Source organism: Streptomyces sp. NBC_01306, assembly GCF_026340465.1.
Lineage (GTDB): Bacteria > Actinomycetota > Actinomycetes > Streptomycetales > Streptomycetaceae > Streptomyces.
On sequence record NZ_JAPEPC010000001.1, the window covers coordinates 6,363,143 to 6,387,685 of the forward strand.

The window sequence follows — 24,543 nt, forward strand, 5'->3', positions numbered from 1 at the left end:
TTCCGCTCCGCAGCCCCGGTTCGTCCCTGCCCCGCCGGCACATGTCCGCCGGCACATGTGCCGGGCGGAACTGCTGCCCGGACACCGGCAGAACGTTTGCACCCCGCCGCGCGACAACACCAGGAGACTGACGACGATGGCCGACCGGATCACGGTGATCGGCTGGGACGGCTCGCCCCTGACCGCGGCCGCCAGGTCGGCTCTCTCCGCGGCCACGCTGGTGGCCGGGGCCGCCCACCACCTCGCGCTCCCCGAAGTGCCGCCCGGCGCCGAGCGGATCCGGCTCGGCAGTGTGAGCCTGGCCGCCCGCCGGATCGCCGGACACCGCGGCAGCGCCGTGGTGCTCGCCGACGGCGACCCAGGCTTCCACGGAGTCGTCCGCACCCTGCGCGCCCCGGAGTACGGCCTGGAGGTCGAGGTCGTCCCCGCCGTGTCGTCCGTGGCCGCGGCCTTCGCCCGCGCCGGGATGCCGTGGGACGACGCCGAGGTCGTCGTCGCCCATCCGCGTACGCTGCGGCGCGCGGTCAACGTCTGCCGGGCGCACCCCAAGGTCGCCGTCCTCACCTCGCCGGGCGCCGGCCCCGCCGAACTCGCCCTGCTCCTCGAAGGGGTCCACCGCACCTTCGTCATCTGCGAGGAACTGGGCACCACGCGCGAGCAGGTCACCGTCCTCACCTCCGACAAGGCCGCCGACCACACCTGGCGCGACCCGAACGTCGTCATCGTCATCGGCGGCGGCGGCCCCCCGGACGCCCCGGCGGTCCGCGGCTGGGCGCTGCCGCCCGCCGAGTACGGCGAAGGGCTCAGCGAGGGCGAGCACGCCGGACTGCGCGCCGCCCAACTGGCCAGGCTCGGCCCGCGCACCGGCGACCTGGTCTGGGACATCGGCTCGGGCAGTGGAGCACTGGCCGTCGAGGCGGCCCGGTTCGGCGCCGCCGTCATCGCGGTCGACGCCGACCGCGAGAGCTGTGTCCGTACGGACGCGGCCGCGCACCGCTTCGGGGTCCAGCTCCAGGTCATCCACGGGCAGGCACCCCAGGTACTGGAGCGGCTGCCGGAGCCCGACGTGGTCCGGATCGGTGGCGGGGGAGTGGCAGTTGTCACCGGCTGCGCCGACCGCAGACCCGGGCGCATCGTCACCCACGCGGCCACCCGGGACGAGGCCGAGGCGCTCGGGGCGGCGCTGGCGGACGGCGGCTACCTGGTGGAATGCGCGCTGCTGCAATCCGTCGACCTGGACACCCGCACCTGGGCGGAGCGTGAGCGCTCGGTTGTCTTCCTGGTGTCGGGCCGCCGTCCGGAAAGTGGCCCCTGACCCTGCTCCGGGACGGCGCGGGGTAGGCTGGCCGACTGTTGTACCGCAGCTGGAGGTTCGGCGCTTCGTTCGCCAATGTCCGGAAAAAGGAACCGTTTTGGGTCCGGTGTGGTACGGCGGCACCGGGGACGCGCGACGTGGCGCAGCCCACAGCGGACCGTGGCAGGAATCCCTGCACGGCGTCGAACGGCCGTGACAATACTGAGTGTCCGCAGGCCTTTCGTACCGCACGGCGTGCCCGCTCGTTGTCTCAGTACGGGCGACCCGGTAAAGGGCTGAAGGAGCACTATGGATGGGCAAGGGGTACGCATGACCGACACCGGCCAGGTCCCGGGCGATGGACAGCCGGGGAACGCAGGCATGGTGGAGCAGCAGGGCCTCCCCGCCCCCGGTGCCTACACCTTCCCCGACTCCCCGGAGACTCCCGCAGAGGACGACGATCTGCTGCTGATGCCCGGCGCGCAGGGCGCGTGGAGTGAGCCGCAGCAGGCGCAGGGGCAGCCGCAGTTCCAGGCCCAGTTCCAGCCGCAGGCCGCCGCTCAGCTGCCCGAACCGGGTGCGCACGAGACCGGTGGACGCGACTCGGGCTCCGTGGACGTGGGCGCCGTGCGCGCCCAGGCCGGGGCCCAGTCGACCCCGCCGCCGCGCAGGCCGCTGCACATGGGTCCGCCCGTGCCCGACGCCACCGGTGGTGTGGTGCGCTCGCTGGCCGACCGCGGCCCGACCATGGCTCCGCCGCAGCCCGCTCCGGTGTCCGACGGCGGTCCGCAGACGCTCGGGCCCGAGTATCTGGACTTCCCGCGTGATGAGGCCGAGGCCCTGCCCGGACCGCAGTTGGGGGAGATCCCGCCGCAGGCCGTTCCGTGGACGCCGCAGCCCGAGCCGGTCGCCCAGGACCCGGCCGCCGCCGTGCAGCCCGGAACGCCCGCGCAGACACCCCGGTCCGAGCCGCAGCCCGAGCCGCAGTCCCATGACTTCCCCGCGGACCAAGTCGGCCCGGCGGAAACGGTCGTTCCCGAGCCGGTCGCCGCGCAGGTCCAGGCCGCTCCGGTGACGGTGCTGCCGGAGGCCCCGGCCGAGCCCGCCGCCGCACAGGACTCGATGGGCCGCTTCGTCCCGGTCGAGGGCTCGCTGCCGTCCGCGCCGCATCTGGCCCCGACACCGGCCGCCGCCATGACGGCACCGGAGGCCCCCCTGGCCGAGCAGCCGGTCGCCGAAGCGGCACCGGTCGCCGGACAGCCGGCCGGACCGCAGCCGGAAGCGGTCCCGGCCGGGTCCGCTGTACCGGTTCCGGAGGCGGAATCCCCGTCAGTGGCCGAACCGGTGGCGGAGCCGGTGGCCGAACAGGCCGCAGGACCGGTGGCGGAGCCCGTGACGGAGCCGGTGGCGGAGTCAGCTCCGGAAGCCGTGGCCGCACCTGCTCCGGCGCCCGTGCCGCAGGCCCAGCCGGAGCCGGTCGCCGCCGCTGCGGAAGCGGAGGCGGCAGCAGCCGGTACGGACGTCGTGGAGCCGGAGAGCGCCGTGGCGCCCGTGCCCGCCGCCGAATCCGTACCCATAGAGGCCGGGGAGCAGCTTCCCCGCACCGCGGCCGTGGCCCCGGTGCCCGCCCCCCGCCGGAGCGGAGCCGCCGAGCAGCAGGTGCCCGCAGCCGAGCCGCAGCCGGACCCCGCAGGGCAGGCCGCACCGCAGGCGTCCGCCGGACCGGCCGAGGCGCAAGCACCGGTCGACGCACCGGCCGATGTCGTCGCCGATGAGACGGTCGCTCACGCCGCCGCCCCTGCCGCCGCCGTCGCTCCGGCCGCGGCAGCACCCGCGGAGGCCGCAGCACCCGCCGTCGAGCCCCCGGCGGCAGCGGCAGTCGAAACCGAAGCCGCCGCCGAAGCCGTATCCGCCCCCGATGCCGCCGAGCCGGCCACACCGGTCCCGGCCGCCGAGCCCGTACCGGCTCCCGAAGCCCGGCCGTTCCCCGCCGACGCACAGCCCGGGCCGGCGGCCGCCGCGGAACAGGCTGCCGAGGCGCGGCCCGCGGCCGCAGCGGCGCCCGTCCAGGAACAGCCCGCCGAAGCGCAGCCCGGCACTGAACAGCCCGGCACGGAACAGCCCGGAACCGAGCACCCCGGCCCCGAGCAGCAGCCCGCCGAGAACGCCGATCAGCAGCCCACCGAGGACGCCGAAGCCGCCGATACCGCCGAGCAGCAGCAGCAGTCGGCCGAGGCCGAGGCCGAGCCCGTCACGGCCGCCGCCCCCGGCTACGACGACGCCGAGCGCGAAGCCGTCCTGCGGGTCATGCGGGAGCGCCGGGACATCCGCAACGGCTTCCGCAGCGACCCCATCCCGCACGAGGTGCTGCTGCGGGTGCTCGAAGCCGCGCACACCGCGCCGAGCGTCGGCCACTCCCAGCCCTGGGACTTCGTCGTCATCCGCTCGGCCGAGACCCGCCGTTCCATGCACGAACTGGCCCAGCGCCAGCGCGAGGCGTACGCCAAGTCCCTTCCCAAGGGCCGCGCCAAGCAGTTCAAGGAACTGAAGATCGAGGCGATCCTCGACACCCCGGTCAATATCGTCGTCACCGCCGACCCGACCCGGGGCGGCCGCCACACCCTCGGCCGGCACACCCAGCCGCAGATGGCGCCGTACTCCTCCGCCCTCGCCGTCGAGAACCTCTGGCTCGCCGCCCGCGCCGAAGGCCTCGGCGTCGGCTGGGTCAGCTTCTTCGACGAGCGCGAGATGGTCCGCGCACTCGGTCTGCCCGAACACCTCGAAGTCGTCGCCTACCTCTGCGTGGGGTACGTCGACGAGTTCCCCGAGGAGCCCGAGCTGATGCAGGCGGGCTGGTCCAAGCGCCGCCCGCTCTCCTGGGTCGTCCACGAGGAGACGTACGGCCGCCGCGCACTGCCCGGCGAGGACCCGCACGACCTGCTCCAGGACACCATCACCAACATCCGGCCGCTGGACGCCAAGGCGCTCGGTGAGGCGTGGGACCGCCAGAAGCGGATGACCAAGCCCGCCGGAGCGCTGGGGATGCTGGAGATCATCTCCGCACAGCTCAGCGGCCTCTCCCGGATGTGCCCGCCGCCCATCCCGGAACCAGCGGCCGTCGCGATCTTCGCCGGGGACCACGGGGTGTACGCCCAGGGCGTCACCGCATGGCCGCAGGAAGTGACCTGCCAGATGGTGGCCAACTTCCTCGGTGGCGGCGCGGTCTGCAACGCCTTCGCCAACCAGGTCGGCGCCGAGGTCTGCGTCGTGGATGTCGGTGTCGCCGGCGAACTCCCGGCCACACCGGGCCTGCTGCCCCGCAAGGTGCGCGCCGGGACCGGCGACTTCACCACCGGCCCCGCGCTCACCCGCGAAGAAGTGCTTTCCGCGATCGAGGTCGGCATCGAGACGGCCCGCGATCTGGTGGCTGCGGGCAACAAGGTGCTGCTCACCGGTGAGATGGGCATCGCCAACACCACGGTCTCCGCCGCGCTGATCTGCGTCTACACCGGCCAGGACCCCAGCGAGGTCACCGGTCGCGGCACCGGCATCAACGACGAGATGCACGCCCGCAAGGTCGATGTCGTCCGGCGCGGACTGGAGCTCCACCACCCCGACCCCGCCGACCCGATCGGGGTCCTCGCGGCGGTCGGCGGCCTCGAACACGCCGCGCTGGCCGGATTCCTGCTCGGCGGCGCCTCGCTGCGTACGCCGGTGATCCTGGACGGTGTCAGCGCCGGAGCCGCAGCACTGGTCGCCCGTGCCATCGCACCCGAGGCACTGGCCGCCTGCATCGCGGGCCACCGCAGCGCGGAGCCCGGCCATGTCGCCGCGCTCAACAAGCTGGGCCTGCGCCCGCTGGTCGACCTCGACCTGCGCCTCGGCGAGGGAACCGGCGCGCTGCTCGCGCTGCCCGTCGTCCAGAGCGCGGCCAGGGCGATGCACGAAGTGGCCACCTTCGACTCCGCGGGTGTCACCGAGAAGTAGCCGCAGCGAACGCGGGTGAGGGGCCGGGGTCGTTGATCCCGGCCCCTCACCCCCGTCGGGGCGGCCCCGGACCGTACAGTGTCCCGGGGAGCCGACCCCACTCCCACCAGCCGCTTCGTCGTCGCAGCGGTACGCAGCCCCAGTCCCCGCGCGAGGAGCCAGCCACGCCATGGCCGAGCATTCCGATTACCCCGCCTACCCCGTAGGACTCCGTCTCTCCGGCCGGCGCGTCGTCGTCATCGGCGGCGGGCAGGTCGCACAGCGCCGCCTCCCCTCGCTCATCGCGGCCGGCGGCGACATCCTGCTCATCTCGCCGTCCGCCACCCCTTCCGTCGAGGCGATGGTGTCGGCGGGCGAGATCGCCTGGGAGCGGCGCGCCTACGCGGACGGTGACCTGGCCGGGGCCTGGTACGTACTGATCGCGACCGGCGACACGGCGGCCAACGAGACGGCGTCCGCCGAGGCCGAGCGCCACCGGATCTGGTGCGTACGCAGCGACGACGCCGCGGCCGCCACCGCCTGGACGCCCGCCACCGGCCGCAGCGAAGGCGTCACCGTCGCCGTCCTCACCGGCCACGACCCGCGCAGGTCGGCCGCCGTGCGCGACGCCATCGTGGAGGGCCTGCGGGACGGCACCCTCGCCGCCCCGCGCAACCGCGACCGCGACCGCGCCCCGGGCGTCGCCCTGGTCGGCGGCGGCCCCGGCGACCCCGACCTGATCACGGTGCGCGGACGGCGCCTCCTCGCCGAGGCGGACGTCGTCATCGCCGACCGGCTGGGCCCGCGTGACCTGCTCGACGAGCTGCCCCCGCACGTCGAGGTCATCGACGCCGCGAAGATCCCGTACGGCCGGTTCATGGCGCAGGAAGCCATCAACAACGCGCTCATCGAACACGCCAGGGCCGGAAAGGCCGTCGTACGGCTCAAGGGCGGCGACCCGTTCGTCTTCGGCCGGGGCATGGAGGAGGCCGAGGCGCTCGCCGCTGCGGGCATCGCGTGCACGGTGGTGCCCGGCATCTCCAGTTCCATCAGCGTCCCGGGAGCCGCCGGGATCCCGGTCACCCACCGCGGTGTCGCCCATGAGTTCACCGTCGTCAGCGGCCATGTCGCCCCTGACGACGAACGGTCCCTGGTCGACTGGGCCGCCCTCGCCACGCTGCGCGGCACGCTCGTCGTGCTGATGGGCGTCGACAAGATCGGCGCCATCGCCGAGGCCCTGATCGCGCACGGAAAGAGTCCGGACACCCCTGTGGCGCTCGTCCAGGAAGGAACCACGGCCGCTCAGCGCCGGGTCGACGCCACGCTCGCGACGGTGGGGGAGAGGGCCAGGTCCGAGGGGGTACGCCCGCCCGCTGTCATTGTCATCGGCCCCGTCGTCCGGGTCGGACCGGCGTACGGTCGCCCTTAGCCCCCATTGCCGGGCGGTGTTCACCGTTTCCGTGCCCAGCCGTTGGCACCTCATCCAGGACAAGGCAGTATCACCCTGTGGCTGATCTCATCACTGTCGATGACCCCGACGACCCGCGTCTGCGCGACTACACGGGCCTGACCGATGTCGAGCTCCGGCGCAGGCGTGAACCCGCCGAGGGCCTCTTCATCGCCGAGGGTGAGAAGGTCATCCGCCGGGCCAGGCTCGCCGGGTACGAGATGCGGTCGATGCTCCTGTCGGCCAAGTGGGTCGACGTCATGCGCGACGTCATCGACGAGGTCCCGGCCCCGGTGTACGCCGTCAGCCCCGAGCTCGCCGAACAGGTGACCGGCTACCACGTGCACCGCGGCGCCCTGGCCTCCATGCAGCGCAAGCCGCTCCCGGCCTCCGGCGAACTGCTCGGCAGGACCCTCGGGACCGTGGTGCGGCAACCCGCGGCGCGGCGCGTCGCCGTGTTCGAGGACATCGTCGACCACGCGAACCTGGGCGCTGCCTTCAGGAACGCCGCGGCCCTCGGAGTCGACGCGGTCTTCCTCACTCCGGGCTGTGCAGACCCTCTCTACCGGAGGTCGGTGAAGGTCTCGATGGGGGGCGTCTTCCAGGTGCCGTGGACCCGTTTCGAGTCCTGGCCCAAAGGCGTCGAGGCCCTCCGCTCCGAGGGGTTCACGGTCGCCGCACTCTGCTTGAGCGAGCGAGCGATCACCCTCGACGAACTCGCCGCGCGGAAGGACGAGAACCTCGCCCTTGTCTTCGGCACGGAGGGCATCGGCCTCACCCCCAGGACGCTCGCCGCTGTCGACGAGCACGTCCGCATCCCGATGGACGCCGGTGTGGACTCCCTCAATGTGGCCGCAGCCTCGGCTGTGGCCTTCTACGCCACCCGGCCGGGAGCCGCCTGAAACACCTCGTCGGCAGGCCGGTTCGGGGTATCGGCGCCGCCGCTCATCCCAGACGCAGCCGGTCGTGTTCGTAGTGGCGCTTGCCGATCACGAAGGCCGCACAGCTCGCGACAGCGATGAACGGGACGACGCGCAGCGCGCCGAGCAGGCCCACATGATCAGCGAGCATGCCCGTCAGCGTGGGGCCCGGTGCCAGGCCGAGGAGACTGTTGGCCAGGGTGAGCGTGGCGAAGGCCGTCGCCGAGATGGCCGCAGGGGTCAGATCGGCCACCATGGCTGCCGCCGGCCCCGCAGTCGCATTGCACAGCAGACTTCCCAGGCCGATCAACACCAGTTGCAGCGGGCCTGCCGACAGCAGGAAGCCGCTCGCCAGCAGTACCAGCGATCCGAGGCTGCAAGCGATCGCCACGGTCCACTTCCGTGCCGCCGCACCCCGGCAGACACGGTCCGCCACCATTCCGGCGGCGACCATTCCGATCCCGGTGATCAGCGCGAAGACTCCGGCGATCAGGCCGGCCCTGGAAGAGGACATCGAGTAGTAGCGGTTGAGGAAACTCGGCATCCAGGCCAGCAGCGCCATCCCGACGAACATCTGCAACCCGCTGCCGACGTAGGCGCAGTTCACCGAGACCGACGAGAACAGGCGGGGCAGCAGGGAGCGCAGAGCAGCAGGTGTGAGCGGCCGGCCTCCGCCGCTCGCTGCGGCTCTGCCGGCCTGCGGATTCAGCCTCTTCTCCGTCACCACCAGGCAGTAGGCGATGGCGAGGACCAGCCCGAAGATCCCCATGATGCTGAACGCCCAGCGCCAGCCCAGGTGCTGGGCCACCACACCACCGACCGACACGCCGAGCACCGAGCCGAACGCCCCGCCCCCGATGAACGCGCCGGAGAGCGTGGCCCGCATGGTGACGGGAAAGACGCTGATGACGACGGCGATGCCGACGCTTCCGTAGGCCGCCTCACCGACGCCGACGAGGAACCGGGCCGCGAACATCTCGCCGTAACTCGCCGAGAGCGCGCAGGCGAAAGTCGCCAGGCTCCACACCAGCGCGGCGGCGACCAGACACCGGACCCTGCCCCAGCGGTCCGCGGCCAGCGACAGCGGAAAGGTCAGTACGCCGACCACCAGCGCCACGATGCCGCTGAGGGAGCCCAACTGGCCGTCGGACAGCAGCCAGTCCGCCTTCAGCATCGGGAAGACCGCGTTGAGGACCTGCCGTGACATGTAGTCGGACAGCAGGAGCCCGAAACTCAATACGAATACGAGCCATGCGTAGCCGCGGGACACGGCCGGTATGGGCTGGAAGGTCCGCGGACCTGTTGCGCCGTCGGTCTGAAGCGCCATCGGTGTCACCTCTCCTGTCCGGGAAACGTCAGACCGCGTAGTGCTGCGTGCAGCGGTTGTCCCAGATGTCCTGGTTCTCCGGCAGCAGGGAATCATCATGGAATTGCACGGTGGGCCTCCTGGCAGAATGCGTACGGAACGAGGGGTGTGAAGCCGGCCGGTGCGTGGGTCAGGCGCCGTCGCCGTGCTGTGGGAGCTGCGCGAGCTCCTCGGCAAGGATCGGTACGCCGAGGTTGCAGGCGTGGATGCCGACCAGCGTTGTCAGCTTGAGGACTTCGAGGATCTCTTCACGCGTGGCGCCCAGCCGCAGAGCCATCCGGATGTGCCGGCGAACGCCCGGGGCGTACATGTGCGTAGCGGCCGCGTCCACGGCGATGGCCAGCAGCTCGACGACCTTGGGTTCCAGAACTCCGCTCAGCCACGGCTGCATGGCCGTTGCCATGAACTGCTCGGTCCAGGCCGGGTCCCATTCATGCAACTTGTCCCACAGTGGGTTCCAGTTGTCCTGCTCGCGCATCCGTTCCACGACCGGTGTGGGATCGCTGGTGCTGTTCACTCGTTCAACTCCGTCCCGTGATGGTGTGAGAGCCCACTCGCAGCGCCGGGACTGCCCGGAGGCGATGGAGTGGTTGGAGCACATGAGGATGTACGGACGAGGCTCGGGAGTCCGCCGCCGGAACTCGGAAGGACAGCGGCGGAGCCCGGGAGGAGCGGTGTGACCGCGAGCAGGATCCCTGCCCTTCGATGTGCGGTCAGCGTTCCCCGCTGGCGATACGCAGACGTTACGTCCCGGCCGTATTCCGTGCTTTGCCTCACGGGACGAGTGACTTACCTCCTTGGGACAGTCCCGTCGGGGCCGGTACCACTCACTCCAGGGTGGAAGCGCCGAGGTTGGCCCTGCGTACCCGGCGATCCACGCTCTGTGCCGTTCGTGCGGCGGCATCGATGAGCGAGTCGCCTTCGGACATGTGCCGGTCGATGGCCCGGACCCATTCATTGAGCGACTGCTTCGAAAAGGCCAGGAATCGGGAAGCGGCTCCGGTGGGCTCGGCTCGCCGGCTGATCACCCCGATTCCCATCGAAAGACCCGGGGACAGCTCCCTCAGCACGCCGCCGCGGTACCGCGCGTCCAGGGCCACCCGCAGGGGGACGATGGCGACGGCACCGCCGGCCAGGACCATCGGCAGTACGGCACCACGCTGCCGGACCTCCACGACGATGCGGGGCTCGACACCGTGTGACCGCAGCGTCTTCTCGATGTGGTCCCTCATCGCCGTCCCACGCTCGCCCAGCACGAAGGGAGTACCGGAGAGCGAGCCGATCGGTACGGGGTCCGGCCATCGTTCCTCGGTACCCGGAGGACTGACGAGTACCAGCCGCTGGTCCACCAGCCGCTCCGCCTCCAGATCGGTACTGGACACGGGCACCGGGAGAAACCCCAGTTCACAGGCGCCGGACTTGACGAGTGCCGCGACCTCCGCGGGGTCGTCGCGCTCCTCGATCCGGAACTTGATGTGCGGATGAAGGCTCCGGAACCGGGCGACCCACACCGAGAGCGGATCCGTGGACAGATCGGAGAGTGAGGAAATATCGATACGCCCGGTACGGACTTCGCTGACATCGCGGACGGCGTTGTGCGCTGCGTCGACCTCACGCAGAATCATCCTGGCCGGCCCGACAAGTGCTTCGCCGGCCGGTGACAGCACCACCCTCCTGCCGACCCGGTGGAACAGCTCGGTTCCGAGGCCCTTTTCGAGCTTGCGCACGGCCTGCGACAGAGAAGGCTGTGCCACGCGCAGTGCGACCGCTGCCTTGTTGACCCCGCCGTGGTCGACGACCGCGAGGAATACTCCAACTGACGCAGATCCATGAGCGCACCCTATGGTCCGGACCTCGTCACTCCGGGCTTCGGAGCGAACTCACAGAGCCAGCGACTTGGAGATCACGCTCTTCATCACTTCGCTGGTACCGCCGAAGATCCGTGTGACGCGGGCGTCCGCGTACAGCCGTGAGATCGGGTACTCCCGCATATAGCCGTAACCGCCGTGAAGTTGCAGGCACCGGTCGATGACGCGGGCCTGCGTCTCGGTGGAGAACAGCTTGACCTTGGCCGCGTCGGCCGGAGTCAGCGTGCCGGCGTCGAGCCCGGCGACGGCCCGGTCGATCAGTGCCTGGGAGGCCTCCAGCTCTGTGGCGCAGTCCGCCAGTACGAACTTGGTGTTCTGGAAATCAGCCACGCGGCGGCCGAACACTTTGCGTTCCCGCACATACTCGATCGCCAGGTTCAGCGCCGCGGTCGCAGTCGCCTGGGCGGTGATCGAGATGGAGAGCCGTTCCTGGGCCAGGTTGCTGGTCAGCATGGCGAACGCGCCACCCTCCGCGCCCAGTACGTTGCGGGCCGGCACCCGGACATTGTCGAAGACGAGCTCCGCGGTGTCCGATGACTTGAGGCCGAGCTTCTCCAGGTTGCGCCCCCGGACGAAGCCGTCCGTGCCGGCCTCGACCACCAGCAGTGAGAGCCCGTCACGCCGGCTCTCCACGTCACGGGAGGTCCTCGCGACGACGATGACGAGGTCGGCGTTGATCCCGCCGGTGATGAACGTCTTGGACCCGTTGAGGATGAAGTCGTCGCCGTCGCGCACGGCGTTGGCCGAGATGCCGGCCAGGTCCGATCCCGTTCCTGGTTCGGTCATCGCGATGGACGCGACGAGGTCTCCGTCCGCGAAACCGGGGAACCACCGGGACTTCTGCTCGTCGTTGGCGTACTCCAGGAAGTACGGCAGGACGGTGTTGAGGTGCACCTGCAAGCCACCCAGTGAGGCAGCGGCATAGCCGATTTCCTCGAACACGATGACGTTGAAGAGGAAGCTGTCCATGCCCGCGCCGCCATAGGCCTCGGGCACCTGCAGGCCGTTGATCCCGATCTCGGCGGTCCGCTTGAACAACTCGCGGGGGACCATGCCCGCGGCCTCCCACTCCGGCATGTGAGGCGCCACCTCCTTGGCCATGAACCGGCGGACGGTGGCACGGAATGCGTCGTGCTCCGGGGCGAACAGGTTTCGTTCCATGTGAACTCCTCAACTTGAAGGTGGGGCGAGTCAGTTCGAAGCGGGACGAGTCAGGGCTGCGGGACGGGCTGCGCTCCGGGCCGGCCGGCGGTGAAGGTGCGGACGACGCCCGCGGCTTCGAGCTTGCGGATGGCGGTGAGGTCGTAGCCCAGCTCGGTGAGCACCTCGGTGGTGTGCTGGCCGAGCTCGGGAGCTCCGTTGCCGGACACCTCCGGAACGCTGCCGAGGTGCCACGGCGAGCCGAGCGTTGTCGACTCCTGGCCGGCCGCGTCGGCCACGTTGATGAAGATGCCGGAGGCCTCGACATCGGGGCTCGCCATGGTCTGGCCGTAGGTGTTGATGCGGCCGGCCACCACGCCGTTGCCCGCCAGGAGACTCATGGCCTCCTCCGTGGTCATCGTCGCGAACTCGCGGCGCAGCTCGGCCAGCAACGCGGGGCGGTTGCGCACCCGTGCGCCATTGGTCGCGAAGCGCTCGTCCGTGGCCAGCTCCGGCCGTCCCAGCATCCGGCAGAGACGTACGAAGTGGCCGTCCGAGTAGGCGGATACGACCAGGGCCCCGTCACCGGTGGGCATGATGTCGGCCGCAGGGGCGAGGGCCGGCTGGCTGTTTCCCGTGCGGATGGGCTCTTTGCCGGTCAGCAGGTACGTTCCCCAGTTGGGAGCCTGCAGATGGACGGCCACTTCGAGCAGGGAGACCTCGACCTCATCTCCCTGACCGGTACGGAGACGCCTGATGTACGCGCCGAGAACGGCCTGCGCACAGACGTACGCGGTGGTCGAGTCGACGACCTGGAAGCCGACCTTCTGGGGCTCCCGGTCCGGCTCGCCGGTCACCCACATGATGCCGCTCTCGGCCTGTGCCGCTATGTCCAGACCCGCTCGCAGCCTCGACGGGCCGTGCAGCCCGAAACCGCTGACAGTGGCGTAGACGATCTCCGGCTGCTCGGCGCGAACGGTCCGCGCCCCCAGTCCGAAGGACTCCATCACACCGGGGCGAAGGTTCTGGACGACGATGTCGGCGCCGGCGATCAGCTGCCGTGCGACCCGCCGGCCGCGAGGATCCTTGAGATCCAGCGCGACACCTCTCTTGTTCCGGCTGTAGGCGTTGAGCATGGCCCGGCCGGGAACACCGATCACCCGGGCCGATTCGCCGTTGACCGGCTCGACCTTGATGACATCGGCTCCCATGTCACCGAGAAGCTGAGCGGCGGCGGGCGCCGCGATGAACTGGCCGAAGTCGATGACTCGGACACCTTCCAGGGGCTTGGTCATCGGGGACCTTCCTGAACTGGGCACGGAGCTCGGCGCGGTCACGATCCGGGCGGAGGGACATGAGGGCGAGGCGTCGGATGCGATGGGCCGACGCGCTCGGGGCAGAGCCGTAGGTCTGCCCACCTGCCGGCAAGCGGAGATCGGGTTGCGAAGCCGCTGATCCCATTGAACTCATCCGGAATAATCACGTCCAAGACCGAACTTCACCCGGATCGACTGCAATTGCCTATGGATCGCGAAGCTGCCGATGTGCCCATGCCGTTCAGGCAGTGGCACATCGGCAGGAAGGTCTGGCCCACGTCAGCGTGATTGATGTCGACAGGAACGAGGGGAGGTGACCGCTGTCAACCCCTTATGGGCCGAACGCCCTCAGTCCTCCGGGCCGGAGTCTCCGAGCGCGGTCAGGGCCGCATCACGGACCCGTTCGATGCGCTCCTCGGCGATCCGGACCACCGGGGCGACCTCGCCCGCCGCCACCGCGGTGCGAAGGGCATGCCAGCTGTCGAGGGACCGCGGGATGTTCTCCGGGTGGTACGCCAGTCCCAGACGCACATACCGGAGCGTCTGGATGGCGAGGGACTGCAGCAGATCCGCGAGGGTGCGGTTGCTCGCCGCCGACGTGATCGCCGAGTTCATCAGGAACGTCGCCGTCGCGTAGTCGTCGGCGGACTCCGTGACCGGCCGCTCGACCGCGGGCATGTGCGCGTCCAGAACCGCGAGCAGCCGCTTCGGCTCCAGAGCCATCTCCTCCCGGAGGAGCATGACGTACAACGCGATGCGCACGTCGAAGACGTTGCGCACCTCCTCCGGCGTCGGCGCCGTGACGAGCGCGCCCCGCCGTGCCTGGAACTCGATGAGCCGGTCCCGTTCGAGAATGCGCAGCGCCTCACGGACCGGCGCCCGGCTGACGCCGAGGACCTCGCAGAGATCGTGCTCAAGCAGGCGCCGGCCGGCGTGGATGAGGTCGAGTGTGATGGCACAGGCCAGCCGGGCGGCGATCTGTTCGGCCAGCGAGACCGCCACCTCCGTGCTGGAACGGTGCCTGAGCACCGACCGCTCCATGGCCACCATCCGCTGGTCATGGGGGAGGAGCAGCAGCCGGGACAGGTCAGGCAGGTCCTGTGTCCGTTTGCGTGCCAAGCCGCGGCCTTCTTCCTTGTTCCGTGTCTGTCCGCTGTGGACGGCCCCTGATCGTATCGCCGACCGAGCGGCCGCTTACGCCGCCGCGGGAGACCGCGCCCGGCTCAGAACTGCTGCGCCGCCGCGATCCCGAGCAGGACGATGAGCGTCACCACGACGAAGACGATCAGGCGCTGTCGGATCATCCGCGGGCTCGGCCCGGTCCTGCGGCCGGCCGAGGTCGGACGGCCGGTGCCCGATCTGGCCCCCGGGCGGCCGTTCGTACGGGCTCCCGAGCGCGTGGTGTTGCGCTGCGGCCCCGGCCGGGCGCCACTGTGCGGCGCCGGCGGGCGCGGCGCCTGTGGCCTGGGCGTCTGCGGCCTGGGCGTCTGGGCGCCCTCGGCCCGGCGGGGCGGGACGTGCCGCTCGGTCGGGGGTGCGGCGATCCGCCCCGTCGGCCGGTCCGCCTCCTGCTCGCGGCGCTGCGCGGGGGTGCGGCCCTCGGAGAGTCCCTGCGCCTCCCTTGCGGCGATCTCCTTGAGCCGCATGGACAGTTGGAGCGTCGAGGGGCGGTCCTCGGGGTCCTTCGCGAGACAGGCCCGCACCAGTGGCGCCAGGGCGTCGTGCACGTCGTACAGATGCGGCTCCTCGTGCACCACCCGGTAGAGCATCACCTCGGAACTGCCGTGCCCGAAAGGCGAGTCGGCCGTCGCGGCGTACGCGAGCGTGGCGCCCAGCGCGAAGACGTCGGTCGCCGGGGTGACTGCGGCGCCGCGCACCTGCTCGGGCGCGAGGAAGCCCGGTGACCCCACGGCCGTACCGACATGGGTGAGGGTGCTCGCTCCGGTCGCCCACGCGATACCGAAGTCGATGATCCGGGGGCCCTTCGGGGAGAGCAGGATGTTCGACGGCTTCAGGTCGCGGTGGACGACACCCGCCTCGTGGACCGCCACCAGACCCTCGGAGAGCGCGGCCCCGATGGACGCGACCTCGGCCGCCGACAGCGGGCCCTCATCGGCCACCTTGTCGTGCAGGGAGGGGCCGGGGACGTACTGCGTCGCGAACCACGGCCGGTCGGCCTCCAGGTCGGCGGCGACCAGCCGGGCCGTGCACCCGCCCCTGATCCGCCGCGCGGCCGACACCTCACGGGCGAACCGTGACCGGAACTCCTGGTCCTCGGCCAGATCCGGCCGGATCACCTTGAGCGCCACGCGCTGCCCCCGCCGGTCGGAGCCGAGGTAGACGACACCCATGCCGCCCGCACCCAAGCGCCGGTGAAGCCTGAACGAGCCGACGACACGCGGATCCTCGCGCCGGAGCCGCATCATCGTCATGTCCATCCCCGCTGCCCGGTCCGTCTGACGAGGCACAGCTTACGTACCCGCGGCCCGGTGTGCTCATAGGCCGCGCCCTCTCGCCCGTATCGATTGGCCGGCCCGCCCGGTGGTGGTGAAGCGCGGTCAGCTCGGGGCGTATCCGGCCGCCTTGGCGCGGACCGCGTCTCAAAGCTCCTCCACAGGAAGGATATTGAGATCTTCCGGGCCGTCGGCCGGTACGGGGGCCGGGTACAGCGGGCACCGTCCGTACCCGGGCCGCCGTGCCCGCCGGGGGAGGCCCGGGTACGGCGGCAACGGCCCACTGAGGGGTCCGTGACGTGAGTGAAGTCACCCGCGCGGGCGCCCGGCGCCGCTCGGCGGAGCACCGTCGCCGGTTCCCCGGCCGGGGGCCGGACAGCAGGCGGCCGCGTTCCCGGACGGGTCGGGGCGGCCTCCCCCTCGGGGAAGACCCGCAGGTGTACTGCCGGGTTCTCCACCCAGGGGAGTAGACCGGTGTACGGAGGCTCATCCTCCTGGAGGCCCGGTATTCGGTACGCGGGCATGACGACCGGGGCATTTCCCACCCCTAGATTTGAGGTCAAGCGGCGGGTGCAGCACTCGTCCCCCGAGGTCGGTACTCGCCGCTTGCCGAAACCGACAGGAGAGGGAGCGGGACCATGGCCGGCACCGCAGCGCGGACGACGCTCCGCACGCAGGGACGCAGGGCGTACACCACGCTCGGCGTCCGCAGCTCCGGTACCCGCCACCCGCTGGTGGCGACCGCCATGGTCCTTCCCCTCGCCGCACTGCTGATGTTCGTCTTCGGAGGCTGGCAGGCAGTGGTCACACAGGCGTCGTCCGTGGGCGTGATGCTGGGGCGCTGAGCGGCGCCCCGGGTCCGGGAGAGCGGTCCGGGCCAGGGACATCCGGCCAACAACCCCGTGGGGACGGGGGTGCGGCGGACGGCAGCGTTTGTCCGGTCAGCTGGGGAGCTGGCCGGACATCGCGCTGTCCGGGGCCTTTCCCGCTGCCTGGTGCCCGCCGGGGCCTCGCCGGTTCCGCCATGTTCCGGAGCGCCGCGTAGGCTCCCCGGCGCGCACACCGACCCACCGACGGGGGAGACCGTGACCCCAACCGCCAGGACACGCACGCTCGCCGCCGCCGCCGAACGCGCCGCCCACCCCCGCGGCGACGGACACCCGCCGTACACACCGTGCCCCGACTGCGGCCGCGAGGCCACCGTCCTCACCGACCGTCCCGACGGCGCCGTCGTCCGGCACGGCACCGCCGTGGCCAAGGCGCACGCCACGGACACGGATCCGGCCGCCCTCGCGGTACGGGTGGCCGTCGCCGCGCACCCCCTCCTGGCCGGCATCCTGCTGCCGCCGCTCACCGGCCCGGCGAGGAGCGCGGCCGGAGCCGTCACCGTGTGGCCCTGCGGCGCCCCCGTCGACCCCGGGGCCCCCGGCGCGGCGCCCTGGGAGGACGCCGCCATCCTGCTCGCCCGGCTGCACTCGGTACCGCCCGCCGCCCTCGCCCTGCCAGGTCCGCTGCCCCCGATGCGGGGCCCGGCCAAGGCGGCCCGCGCCCTGGCCCGGATGCGGGAGGCGCGTCCGGGACCGGCGGCCGAGACCGTACTGAGCGCCTGGCGCGGACTGCCCGGCTGGGCCCGGGACGAGGCGCCCGCACCTCGCGACACCTTCCTCTGCCACGGTGATCTGCACCTCGGGCAGCTCGTGCGGCACCCTGCGGACAGCGGCCCGTGGCAGCTGATCGACGTGGACGACCTCGGCCGGGGCGACCCCGCCTGGGACCTGGCCCGCCCCGCGGCCTGGTACGCGGCCGGGCTGCTGGCGCCCGGCGCGTGGGCGCGGTTCCTCGCCGCGTACCGGGCGGCGGGCGGCCCCGCCGTGTGCCGGGAAGGCGACCCCTGGCCCGAACTGGACGTACCCGCACGGGCGCTGACCGTTCAGACCGCCGCTCTCGCCCTGGCCAAGTCGGCGGCAGCGAACAGACCGCTGGACGAGGCCGAGCGGATGATGCTCGATTCGTGCGCCCGAATCGCCGGTGTCCCGGCGGAGTTGGCGCCCGGAGCGGCATCGTAGGCTGAGCCGTCCTGATCCAACGGCGAGGAGTCGAACCGGTGCAGTGTCCCAAGTGCCATGCCCCGATGCACACGTACAACCGCAATGGCGTCCAGATCGAGCAGTGCAGCGGCTGCCGGGGGATATTCCTCGACTACGGGGAGCTGGAATCGCTGACCCGTCTTGAATCCCAGTGGGGCCAGCAGCCGCCGCCACAGGCCTATCAGGCCCCGCCGCAGGCACCGGTCTGGGGCGCCCCGCAGCAGCACGGCGGCCACTACGGCGGTCACCACGACAGCCATCACGGCCACCACAACAGGGGCTTCGGCCACATGCTGTTCTCCTCCTGACCACGGGGGAGGGGCCGGCACGACAGAAGAACCCCCCGGCCGTGGAGACGGCCGGGGGGTTCCTGTTCCGGTGCGCGATACTGGGATTGAACCAGTGACCTCTTCCGTGTCAGGGAAGCGCTCTCCCGCTGAGCTAATCGCGCGGGATATTTCGATGGTGCTCGTACCGCGAGTGATCTCGGTACCTTCTGGCATTACTGCGTGCGCGATACTGGGATTGAACCAGTGACCTCTTCCGTGTCAGGGAAGCGCTCTCCCGCTGAGCTAATCGCGCGGGACGGAAACCCGGCCGAAGCAGGGATCCAGTGGACGATACTGGGATTGAACCAGTGACCTCTTCCGTGTCAGGGAAGCGCTCTCCCGCTGAGCTAATCGTCCTTGGAGGTGGAGACGGGATTTGAACCCGTGTAGACGGCTTTGCAGGCCGTTGCCTCGCCTCTCGGCCACTCCACCAGGAGTACGGGGGTTCGGGAAGATCCCCCGGGTCCTACGAGCGGACGACCAGGTTCGAACTGGCGACCTCAACCTTGGCAAGGTTGCGCTCTACCAACTGAGCTACGTCCGCTTGTCATTCCCGCAGCGCTTGCGCGCCCCGGCGACATGTTGAACTCTAGCGGATTCCCGGGCCAGCACAAAAACGCGTTTCCGCAGCGTGCTGCGGTGCGTTCGCGCCGGAGCGGCTTTCCGGCGGCCCGTCCTAGACTCGCCGGTGTGCACCGCCTCCCCGCTCTTGCCCGCTTCGGCGGCCGCGTCGCCTGTGACCTGCGCGATGTCACCAGCGACCCCGCCGCCCTGGACTCCACCGGCTTCTGGGCGGTGGCCGCGGATTTCGAGGGCGGGCTCGTCTGCGCCCGCTTCGGGGGCGTACGTACGGAGCCGGTGCCCGCGGCCGTGCCCGGCCGGTGGCAGGGGCCGGCTGCCGGTGACTGGACGTCCTCGCTCGACCGCGACGCGTACACGGCGGGGGTCCGTCACATCCGTGCGCGGATCGCCGCGGGCGAGGTGTACCAGGCCAATCTCTGCCGGGTGCTCTCCGCGCCGCTGCCCGGCCGGGGGACCCCCGACATCGACGCCCTGACCGCCCTGCTCGCCCGGGGCAATCCGGCGCCGTACGCCGGGACGATCCGGCTGCCCGCGCACGGGGTGGAGATCGCGACGGCCTCCCCCGAGCTGTATCTGCGCCGCTCGGGACGGACCGTCGAGTCGGGCCCGATCAAGGGGACGGGGCGCACCGCCGCCGACCTCCTGGAGAAGGACCACGCGGAGAACGTGATGATCGTGGACCTCGTACGCAACGACCTCGGCCGGGTCTGCGCCACCGGCTCGGTCGAAGTGCCGCGGCTCTGCGCGGTCGAACAGCATCCCGGTCTCGTCCATCTCGTCTCCGCGGTCCGCGGCGAACTGGCCGAGGGGACCGGCTGGAGCCGCCTGCTGGCAAGCACCTTCCCGCCCGGCTCGGTGACCGGGGCACCCAAGTCGAGTGCGCTGCGCATCATCGAGGCGCTGGAGACCGCGCCGCGCGGGCCGTACTGCGGAGGCATCGGCTGGGTCGACGCAGACCGTGGTACGGCTGAGCTGGCCGTCGGCATCCGGACGTTCTGGATCGACCGCGGCGACGGCCCCGGGCCGGTGCTGCGCTTCGGCACCGGCGCCGGGATCACCTGGGGCTCGGACCCGGCGCGCGAGTGGGACGAGACGGAACTCAAGGCCGGCCGGCTGCTCGCGATAGCGTCCGGGGCGAACGAGACGATCGGAAGGACCACTCCATGAAGATCTGGGTCAACGGCGGGCTGCGGGACGCGGACACCGCCCTGGTCTCGGTGCTCGACCACGGGCTGACCGTGGGCGACGGCATCTTCGAGACGGTCAAGGCGACCGGGGGCCGCACGTTCGCGCTCACCCGGCACCTGGACCGGCTGACCCGCTCGGCCCGCGGACTCGGCCTGCCCGATCCCGATCTGGACGAGGTGCGCCGCGCCTGTAGGGCTGTGCTCGACGCCAACCCGGTGGAGCTGGGCAGGCTGCGGATCACGTACACCGGCGGGCTCTCCCCGCTCGGCTCCGACCGCGGCGACGCGGGCCCCACCCTGGTCGTCGCACTCGGCGCGACGAAGCGCCGCCCCGACACCACCGCCGCGGTCACCGTCCCCTGGACACGGAACGAACGCAGCGCGCTGGCCGGGCTGAAGACCACCTCGTACGCGGAGAACGTCGTCGCGCTCGCGCGGGCCCATGAACACGGCGCCACCGAGGCGCTGTTCGCCAACACCACGGGCGCGCTGTGCGAGGGCACCGGCTCCAACGTCTTCGTCGTGGTCGACGGCGAACTGCACACCCCGCCGCTCTCCTCCGGCTGCCTGGCCGGTATCACCCGGGCGCTGGCCGTCGAGTGGACCGGAGCGCGGGAGACCGAGCTGCCGCTGGACGTCCTGGAGCGGGCCGAGGAGATCTTCCTGACCTCGACGCTCCGCGATGTGCAGGCCGTCCACCGGATCGACGGACGCCAACTGGCCGACGCGCCGGGCCCGGTGACCTCGAAGGCCATGCGGATCTGGGACGAGCGCGCCGCGGACCGGCTGGATCCCTGAGCCGTCACCGGGCCCGGGGGCCGCGCAGCGGGCCGTACATCGGTGAACGCGGATGACGTGGGGCCGCAGGACGGGTACAACTCCCCTGATGACCACCACCCTGCGGCCGACCGGGCCGCTTCAGCAGGGCGCCGACGGCGCCAAGGCACGCTCCTACGAGGTCTGCGTGAACAGCCGCCCGGTGGGCGCGGTCGACCTCCGCACGGACCCCGCGTTCGGGCCCGTCGGCGGCGTGATCGGCGGGCTGCGGATCGACGAGCCCGACCGGGGGCGCGGCCGGGGCACCGTGGCCGCGCTCGCCGCCGAGGAGGTGCTGCGCGGCTGGGGGTGCGACCGGGTGCGGATCGGCATACCGGCCGACGCCACGGCCGCGCTGCGGATGGCCGACGCGCTCGGCTACACCCTGCTCAACAGCCACCTGTTGAAGGAGCTGCCCGGGCAGCCGCCGGAACTGCCCTCCGGGGTGGCGGGCCGCCGGATGCGCGAGGACGAGTTCCCGGCCTGGCTGGCCGCGGCTGTCGACGGCTACGCGCGGTCCTGGACCGAGCGGGGAATGCCGGAGGCCCGGGCCCGCGCCAAGTCCGAGGCCGACCACCGGGAGAACCTTCCCGACGGCCCGGTGACCCCCGGCGTCGCCCTCGATGTCCTGGTCGAGGGCGGCCGGGTGGTCGGGTACGTCTGGGTCGCCGAGATCGAACTGGACCCCGGCCGGCGGGGCGCTTTCGTCTTCGACGTCGAGGTGGCCGGTGAGCACCGCGGGCGGGGCCACGGCCGTTCGCTGATGCTGCTCGCCGAACGCGAGGCACTGGCGGCCGGGGCGCGGCTGATCAAGCTGAACGTGTTCGCGGCCAACACCCCGGCGGTCCGGCTCTACGCGTCACTCGGCTACCGGGAGGTCGAACGCTTCTACGCCAAGCGGCTGCTCTGAGCCGTCGGGCCTTCCGGGACGGCCGGGCCTCCCGGGAGGCCCGAACTTTTGGGACGGCGGAGCCTTTCCGCGGCGGCGGCCGGCCGGTCGGTGACGCCTCAGGTCTCCGGCCGGAGATCCCTCAGGCTTCGCCGGCGGCGAGCAGCCGGTCGGCGATCTCCTCGATCCGCTCGCGCAGGCCTTCCTGGCTCTTGCCGCCGTCCAGCCGTTCGCCGCCGATGACATAGGTCGGGGTGCCGGTGACACCGATCGCCTTGCCCTCGGCCTGGTCGGCGTCGACGGTCAGCATGTGCCGGCCGTCGATCAGCACGGTGTCGAACTCATCGGTGTCCAGGCCGAGTTCACCGGCGGTCTCCAGCAGGACCGGCTCGCCCCGGGAGGCCAGCTCCCCGGTGCGGGCGAGCACGGCCTCCGTGTACGGCCAGCCCTGTCCCTGCTCGAAGGCCTCCTCCGCCGCCTGGGCCGCCGCATAGGCGTGCCGGTGCTTCTCCAGCGGGAAGTGGCGCAGCCGCACGTCGAGACGGTCGCCGTAGTGGGCGCGCAGCGCGCGTACGTCGTCCAGGGCGCTGTGGCAGTCGGGGCACTGGAGCTCGCACCAGACGTCCAGGACGACGGGGCGGGAGGCGGAGGAGTCACTCATGGCGCCAGTCTCCCAGCCGTACGCGGTACGGCCCAACCGGGACCTGAGGAGGATCCGCCCCGGATATGTCCCTGAAGTCGGACCGGGACGTGGCCCGCGCACCCCACTCCGGTGCAGGATGGAGGGAAGCGAACCCATGGCTGGAGGAGACCGGATGATTGCCGAGACCGTCTGTTCCGCGGTGTCCGCGGCAGGGCTGGGCATCGCCGCGATCACGGCGTACCGCAAGCGATTCCTGTCGGCGACCCGCATTTTCGCGTACTCGCTGGTCCCGGTCGGGCTGGTGCTGACGGGAGTCGTCGGCTGGGTGGCCGACATCGCGTTCAAGCCGTCGGTCTGGCTCGGCTTCGGGATGCTCGCGGTCGCCTGGCTGCTCTTCATCACCACCCGGGCTGTCGAGCGCCGCTCCGGCGGCACGCGCAAGGAGCGCAAGGCGGCTGCCAGGGCGGCCGAGCCGGACGCGGTCGCCCCCGCGGCTTCGGCCCCTTCGCTGCCGGGCCGTACCGGAGCGCAGCCGCAGACCGCCGCGCGGCCCGCGCCGCAGGCCAAGGCGGCGGAGCCCAGGACCGCCCCGCCCAGGACCGCCGCACCCACCGAGGACTTCACCGACATCGAGGAGATCCTCAAGAAGCACGGCATCTGACCGCGGAGCCACGGCATCCGGCTACCGGGGTCCGGTCGTCCCGCTGATGGATCCCGCCCGGTCCACGGCGCCTGCCCGGCCCACGCCGCTCCACGTGGTCCCCGGCGCCCGCCCGGTCTAGGGCGCCCCGCCCGGATGCCCGCCGATCCGCGCCTCCGCGGCTGTCCAGCCGTTGCGGTCCGGCCCCGGTTCGTATCTGCGCAGCGGCTGCGTGGCGGCGATCAGCCCCCGCATCTCGGACAGCCCCCCGACCAGTCCGTGGGCCCGTGCCTGCACCAGCACATTGCCGAGGGCCGCCGCCTCCGCGGGCCCGGCGATCACCGGAATACCCGTCGCGTCGGCCGTCAACTGGCACAGCAGCGCGTTGCGCGACCCGCCGCCCACCAGATGGATCCGGGTGATCTCCCGGTCGGCCAGAGCGGCGGCCCGGCGCAGCACTCTGCGGTGGGCCAGCGCCAGGCTCTCCAGGATGCAGCGCACCACAGCGCCCCGGTCCGCCGGACGCGGCTGGCCCGTCCGTACGCAGAACGCGGCGATCCTGGCCGGCATGTCACCGGGGGAGACGAAGACCGGGTCGTCCGGGTCGATCAGTGAGACGAAGGGCCGCGCCTTGGCCGCCGCGTCCAGCAGCGGGCCGAGCCCGGCCGGCTGCCCCGCCCTCTCCCAGGTGCGCAGGGACTCCTCCAGAAGCCACAGCCCCATGATGTTGCGCAGGAAACGCCAGGTGCCTTCCACTCCGCGCTCATTGGTGAAATTGGCAGCCCGCGCCTGCTCCGTGAGGACGGGGGCGGCCAGTTCAAGACCGGCCAGTGACCAGGTGCCCGCCGAGACGTACGCGAACCCCGGCCCGTCCGCCGGCACCGCGGCCACCGCGGAAGCCGTGTCGTGCGAGGCCACGGTCGTGACAGCGGTGCCCGGCCGCAGCCCGGTCGCATCGGCCACGTACGGCAGCAGCACCCCGGCCGGGTCCCCGGGCGCCCGCAGCGGCGGCAGCAGCGCCGGGTCGATGCCGAGCCGGGCGGTCAGTTCCCGCGACCAGAGCCCGGTGCCGGCCTCCAGCAGCCCGGTGGTCGAGGCGTTGGTGAGCTCGGCGCCCACCGAACCGGTCAGCCAGTACGTCAGCAGATCGGGGATCAGCAGCAGCCGGCGCGCCGCCGCCGGCTGCGCGCCGCCCCGATCGGCGGCCAGCTGGTACAGCGTGTTGAACGGCAGATGCTGGAGCCCGCACACCCGGTACAGCTCCCCGGCACCCACCTCCCGTCTGACCTGCTCGGCCACATCGGCGGTGCGCGGATCGCGGTAGTGGCGGGGCAGCCCGAGCAGCGCCCCGTCCGCGTCGAGCAGCCCGTAGTCGACCGCCCAGCTGTCGATGCCCACCGAGGCGACACCGCCCCGGCGGGCCGCCTCCCGCAGCCCGTCCAGCACGCCCTGGTACAGCGACGGCAGATTCCAGTGCAGCCCGCCCGGAAGCCGCACCGGCACATTGCGGAACCGGTGCAACTCGGTGAGGTCCAGCCGGCCGGCGCCGCCCCCGGTCTCCACCCGGCCGGCCATCACCCGGCCGCTGGTCGCCCCCAGA

The 24,543-nt window shown here is 71.9% G+C and carries 20 protein-coding genes and 5 tRNA genes; 11 read left to right on the forward strand and 14 right to left on the reverse strand.

Annotation, left to right across the window (positions count from 1 at the left end; all coding sequences use genetic code 11):
- The first annotated feature begins 136 nt into the window (after positions 1 to 136).
- The 4 genes from cbiE to OG385_RS28175 all read left to right on the forward strand — a co-directional run bounded on the left by cbiE (position 137) and on the right by OG385_RS28175 (position 7,609).
- The gene (gene cbiE / locus OG385_RS28160; protein ID WP_266858851.1) at positions 137 to 1,315 is read left to right on the forward strand and encodes a precorrin-6y C5,15-methyltransferase (decarboxylating) subunit CbiE; all 1,179 of its coding nucleotides are present in this window, start codon (positions 137 to 139) and stop codon (positions 1,313 to 1,315) included.
- 309 nt (positions 1,316 to 1,624) lie between these two features.
- A complete protein-coding gene (cobT, locus tag OG385_RS28165) occupies positions 1,625 to 5,281 on the forward strand; it encodes a nicotinate-nucleotide--dimethylbenzimidazole phosphoribosyltransferase (RefSeq protein WP_266858853.1) in 3,657 nt (1,218 codons plus the stop codon).
- Positions 5,282 to 5,450: 169 nt separating this feature from the next.
- Positions 5,451 to 6,689, forward strand: a complete 1,239-nt coding sequence (cobA, locus tag OG385_RS28170) for a uroporphyrinogen-III C-methyltransferase (RefSeq protein ID WP_266858855.1) — start codon at positions 5,451 to 5,453, stop codon at positions 6,687 to 6,689.
- A gap of 77 nt (positions 6,690 to 6,766) precedes the next feature.
- Positions 6,767 to 7,609 (forward strand): RNA methyltransferase, encoded by an 843-nt coding sequence (locus OG385_RS28175; RefSeq protein ID WP_266858857.1) that lies wholly within the window; start codon positions 6,767 to 6,769, stop codon positions 7,607 to 7,609.
- Between the two features lie 43 nt (positions 7,610 to 7,652).
- Here the strand turns inward: OG385_RS28175 and OG385_RS28180 are convergent, their stop codons facing one another.
- The 7 genes from OG385_RS28180 to OG385_RS28210 form a co-directional block, all read right to left on the reverse strand.
- Complete coding sequence (locus tag OG385_RS28180; protein WP_266858859.1) at positions 7,653 to 8,954, reverse strand: MFS transporter; 1,302 nt, start codon at positions 8,952 to 8,954, stop codon at positions 7,653 to 7,655.
- 169 nt (positions 8,955 to 9,123) lie between these two features.
- Positions 9,124 to 9,510 carry a carboxymuconolactone decarboxylase family protein gene (locus OG385_RS28185; RefSeq protein WP_266858861.1) on the reverse strand — a complete coding sequence of 129 codons (387 nt, stop codon included), beginning with the start codon at positions 9,508 to 9,510 and terminating at the stop codon, positions 9,124 to 9,126.
- A 310-nt stretch (positions 9,511 to 9,820) separates the two neighbouring features.
- Complete coding sequence (locus OG385_RS28190; RefSeq protein ID WP_266861219.1) at positions 9,821 to 10,837, reverse strand: LysR family transcriptional regulator; 1,017 nt, start codon at positions 10,835 to 10,837, stop codon at positions 9,821 to 9,823.
- 36 nt (positions 10,838 to 10,873) lie between these two features.
- Entirely contained in the window at positions 10,874 to 12,022 is a 1,149-nt protein-coding gene (locus OG385_RS28195) for an acyl-CoA dehydrogenase family protein (RefSeq protein ID WP_266858863.1), read from the reverse strand.
- A 50-nt stretch (positions 12,023 to 12,072) separates the two neighbouring features.
- Positions 12,073 to 13,296: a CaiB/BaiF CoA-transferase family protein gene (locus OG385_RS28200; RefSeq protein WP_266858865.1), complete on the reverse strand. Its 1,224-nt coding sequence runs from the start codon at positions 13,294 to 13,296 to the stop codon at positions 12,073 to 12,075.
- A 369-nt stretch (positions 13,297 to 13,665) separates the two neighbouring features.
- Complete coding sequence (locus tag OG385_RS28205) at positions 13,666 to 14,436, reverse strand: GntR family transcriptional regulator (protein WP_266858867.1); 771 nt, start codon at positions 14,434 to 14,436, stop codon at positions 13,666 to 13,668.
- Positions 14,437 to 14,540: 104 nt separating this feature from the next.
- Positions 14,541 to 15,749: a serine/threonine-protein kinase gene (locus OG385_RS28210; protein WP_266861221.1), complete on the reverse strand. Its 1,209-nt coding sequence runs from the start codon at positions 15,747 to 15,749 to the stop codon at positions 14,541 to 14,543.
- Between the two features lie 659 nt (positions 15,750 to 16,408).
- On the opposite strand from OG385_RS28210, the gene OG385_RS28215 reads away from it, so the two are divergent.
- The 3 genes from OG385_RS28215 to OG385_RS28225 all read left to right on the forward strand — a co-directional run bounded on the left by OG385_RS28215 (position 16,409) and on the right by OG385_RS28225 (position 18,165).
- A complete protein-coding gene (locus OG385_RS28215) occupies positions 16,409 to 16,615 on the forward strand; it encodes a hypothetical protein (protein WP_266858869.1) in 207 nt (68 codons plus the stop codon).
- 240 nt (positions 16,616 to 16,855) lie between these two features.
- Positions 16,856 to 17,836: a phosphotransferase family protein gene (locus OG385_RS28220; protein ID WP_266858871.1), complete on the forward strand. Its 981-nt coding sequence runs from the start codon at positions 16,856 to 16,858 to the stop codon at positions 17,834 to 17,836.
- Between the two features lie 38 nt (positions 17,837 to 17,874).
- The gene (locus tag OG385_RS28225; protein ID WP_266858873.1) at positions 17,875 to 18,165 is read left to right on the forward strand and encodes a zf-TFIIB domain-containing protein; all 291 of its coding nucleotides are present in this window, start codon (positions 17,875 to 17,877) and stop codon (positions 18,163 to 18,165) included.
- A gap of 71 nt (positions 18,166 to 18,236) precedes the next feature.
- On the opposite strand, the gene OG385_RS28230 is transcribed toward OG385_RS28225, so the two are convergent.
- The 5 genes from OG385_RS28230 to OG385_RS28250 all read right to left on the reverse strand — a co-directional run bounded on the left by OG385_RS28230 (position 18,237) and on the right by OG385_RS28250 (position 18,730).
- Positions 18,237 to 18,308: transfer RNA gene (locus OG385_RS28230), tRNA-Val, on the reverse strand.
- A 59-nt stretch (positions 18,309 to 18,367) separates the two neighbouring features.
- Positions 18,368 to 18,439 (reverse strand) — tRNA-Val (locus OG385_RS28235).
- A gap of 32 nt (positions 18,440 to 18,471) precedes the next feature.
- Positions 18,472 to 18,543, reverse strand: a tRNA-Val gene (locus tag OG385_RS28240).
- Position 18,544: 1 nt separating this feature from the next.
- Positions 18,545 to 18,618 (reverse strand) — tRNA-Cys (locus tag OG385_RS28245).
- A 39-nt stretch (positions 18,619 to 18,657) separates the two neighbouring features.
- Positions 18,658 to 18,730, reverse strand: a tRNA-Gly gene (locus OG385_RS28250).
- Between the two features lie 146 nt (positions 18,731 to 18,876).
- Here OG385_RS28250 and OG385_RS28255 point away from each other — a divergent pair.
- From OG385_RS28255 to OG385_RS28265, 3 genes are all read left to right on the forward strand, one after another.
- The gene (locus OG385_RS28255; protein ID WP_266858875.1) at positions 18,877 to 19,935 is read left to right on the forward strand and encodes a chorismate-binding protein; all 1,059 of its coding nucleotides are present in this window, start codon (positions 18,877 to 18,879) and stop codon (positions 19,933 to 19,935) included.
- Complete coding sequence (locus OG385_RS28260; RefSeq protein ID WP_266858877.1) at positions 19,932 to 20,753, forward strand: aminotransferase class IV; 822 nt, start codon at positions 19,932 to 19,934, stop codon at positions 20,751 to 20,753. The genes OG385_RS28255 and OG385_RS28260 overlap by 4 nt, the downstream gene beginning before the upstream one ends.
- A gap of 88 nt (positions 20,754 to 20,841) precedes the next feature.
- Positions 20,842 to 21,681: a GNAT family N-acetyltransferase gene (locus tag OG385_RS28265; protein WP_266858879.1), complete on the forward strand. Its 840-nt coding sequence runs from the start codon at positions 20,842 to 20,844 to the stop codon at positions 21,679 to 21,681.
- A 121-nt stretch (positions 21,682 to 21,802) separates the two neighbouring features.
- Here the strand turns inward: OG385_RS28265 and OG385_RS28270 are convergent, their stop codons facing one another.
- Positions 21,803 to 22,321 carry a DsbA family protein gene (locus OG385_RS28270; RefSeq protein ID WP_266858881.1) on the reverse strand — a complete coding sequence of 173 codons (519 nt, stop codon included), beginning with the start codon at positions 22,319 to 22,321 and terminating at the stop codon, positions 21,803 to 21,805.
- Between the two features lie 154 nt (positions 22,322 to 22,475).
- Here OG385_RS28270 and OG385_RS28275 point away from each other — a divergent pair, with 154 nt between their 5' ends.
- Positions 22,476 to 22,964 carry a hypothetical protein gene (locus tag OG385_RS28275; RefSeq protein ID WP_266858883.1) on the forward strand — a complete coding sequence of 163 codons (489 nt, stop codon included), beginning with the start codon at positions 22,476 to 22,478 and terminating at the stop codon, positions 22,962 to 22,964.
- Between the two features lie 117 nt (positions 22,965 to 23,081).
- On the opposite strand, the gene OG385_RS28280 is transcribed toward OG385_RS28275, so the two are convergent.
- Complete coding sequence (locus tag OG385_RS28280) at positions 23,082 to 24,518, reverse strand: rhamnulokinase family protein (RefSeq protein ID WP_266861223.1); 1,437 nt, start codon at positions 24,516 to 24,518, stop codon at positions 23,082 to 23,084.
- Positions 24,519 to 24,543: the final 25 nt, after the last annotated feature.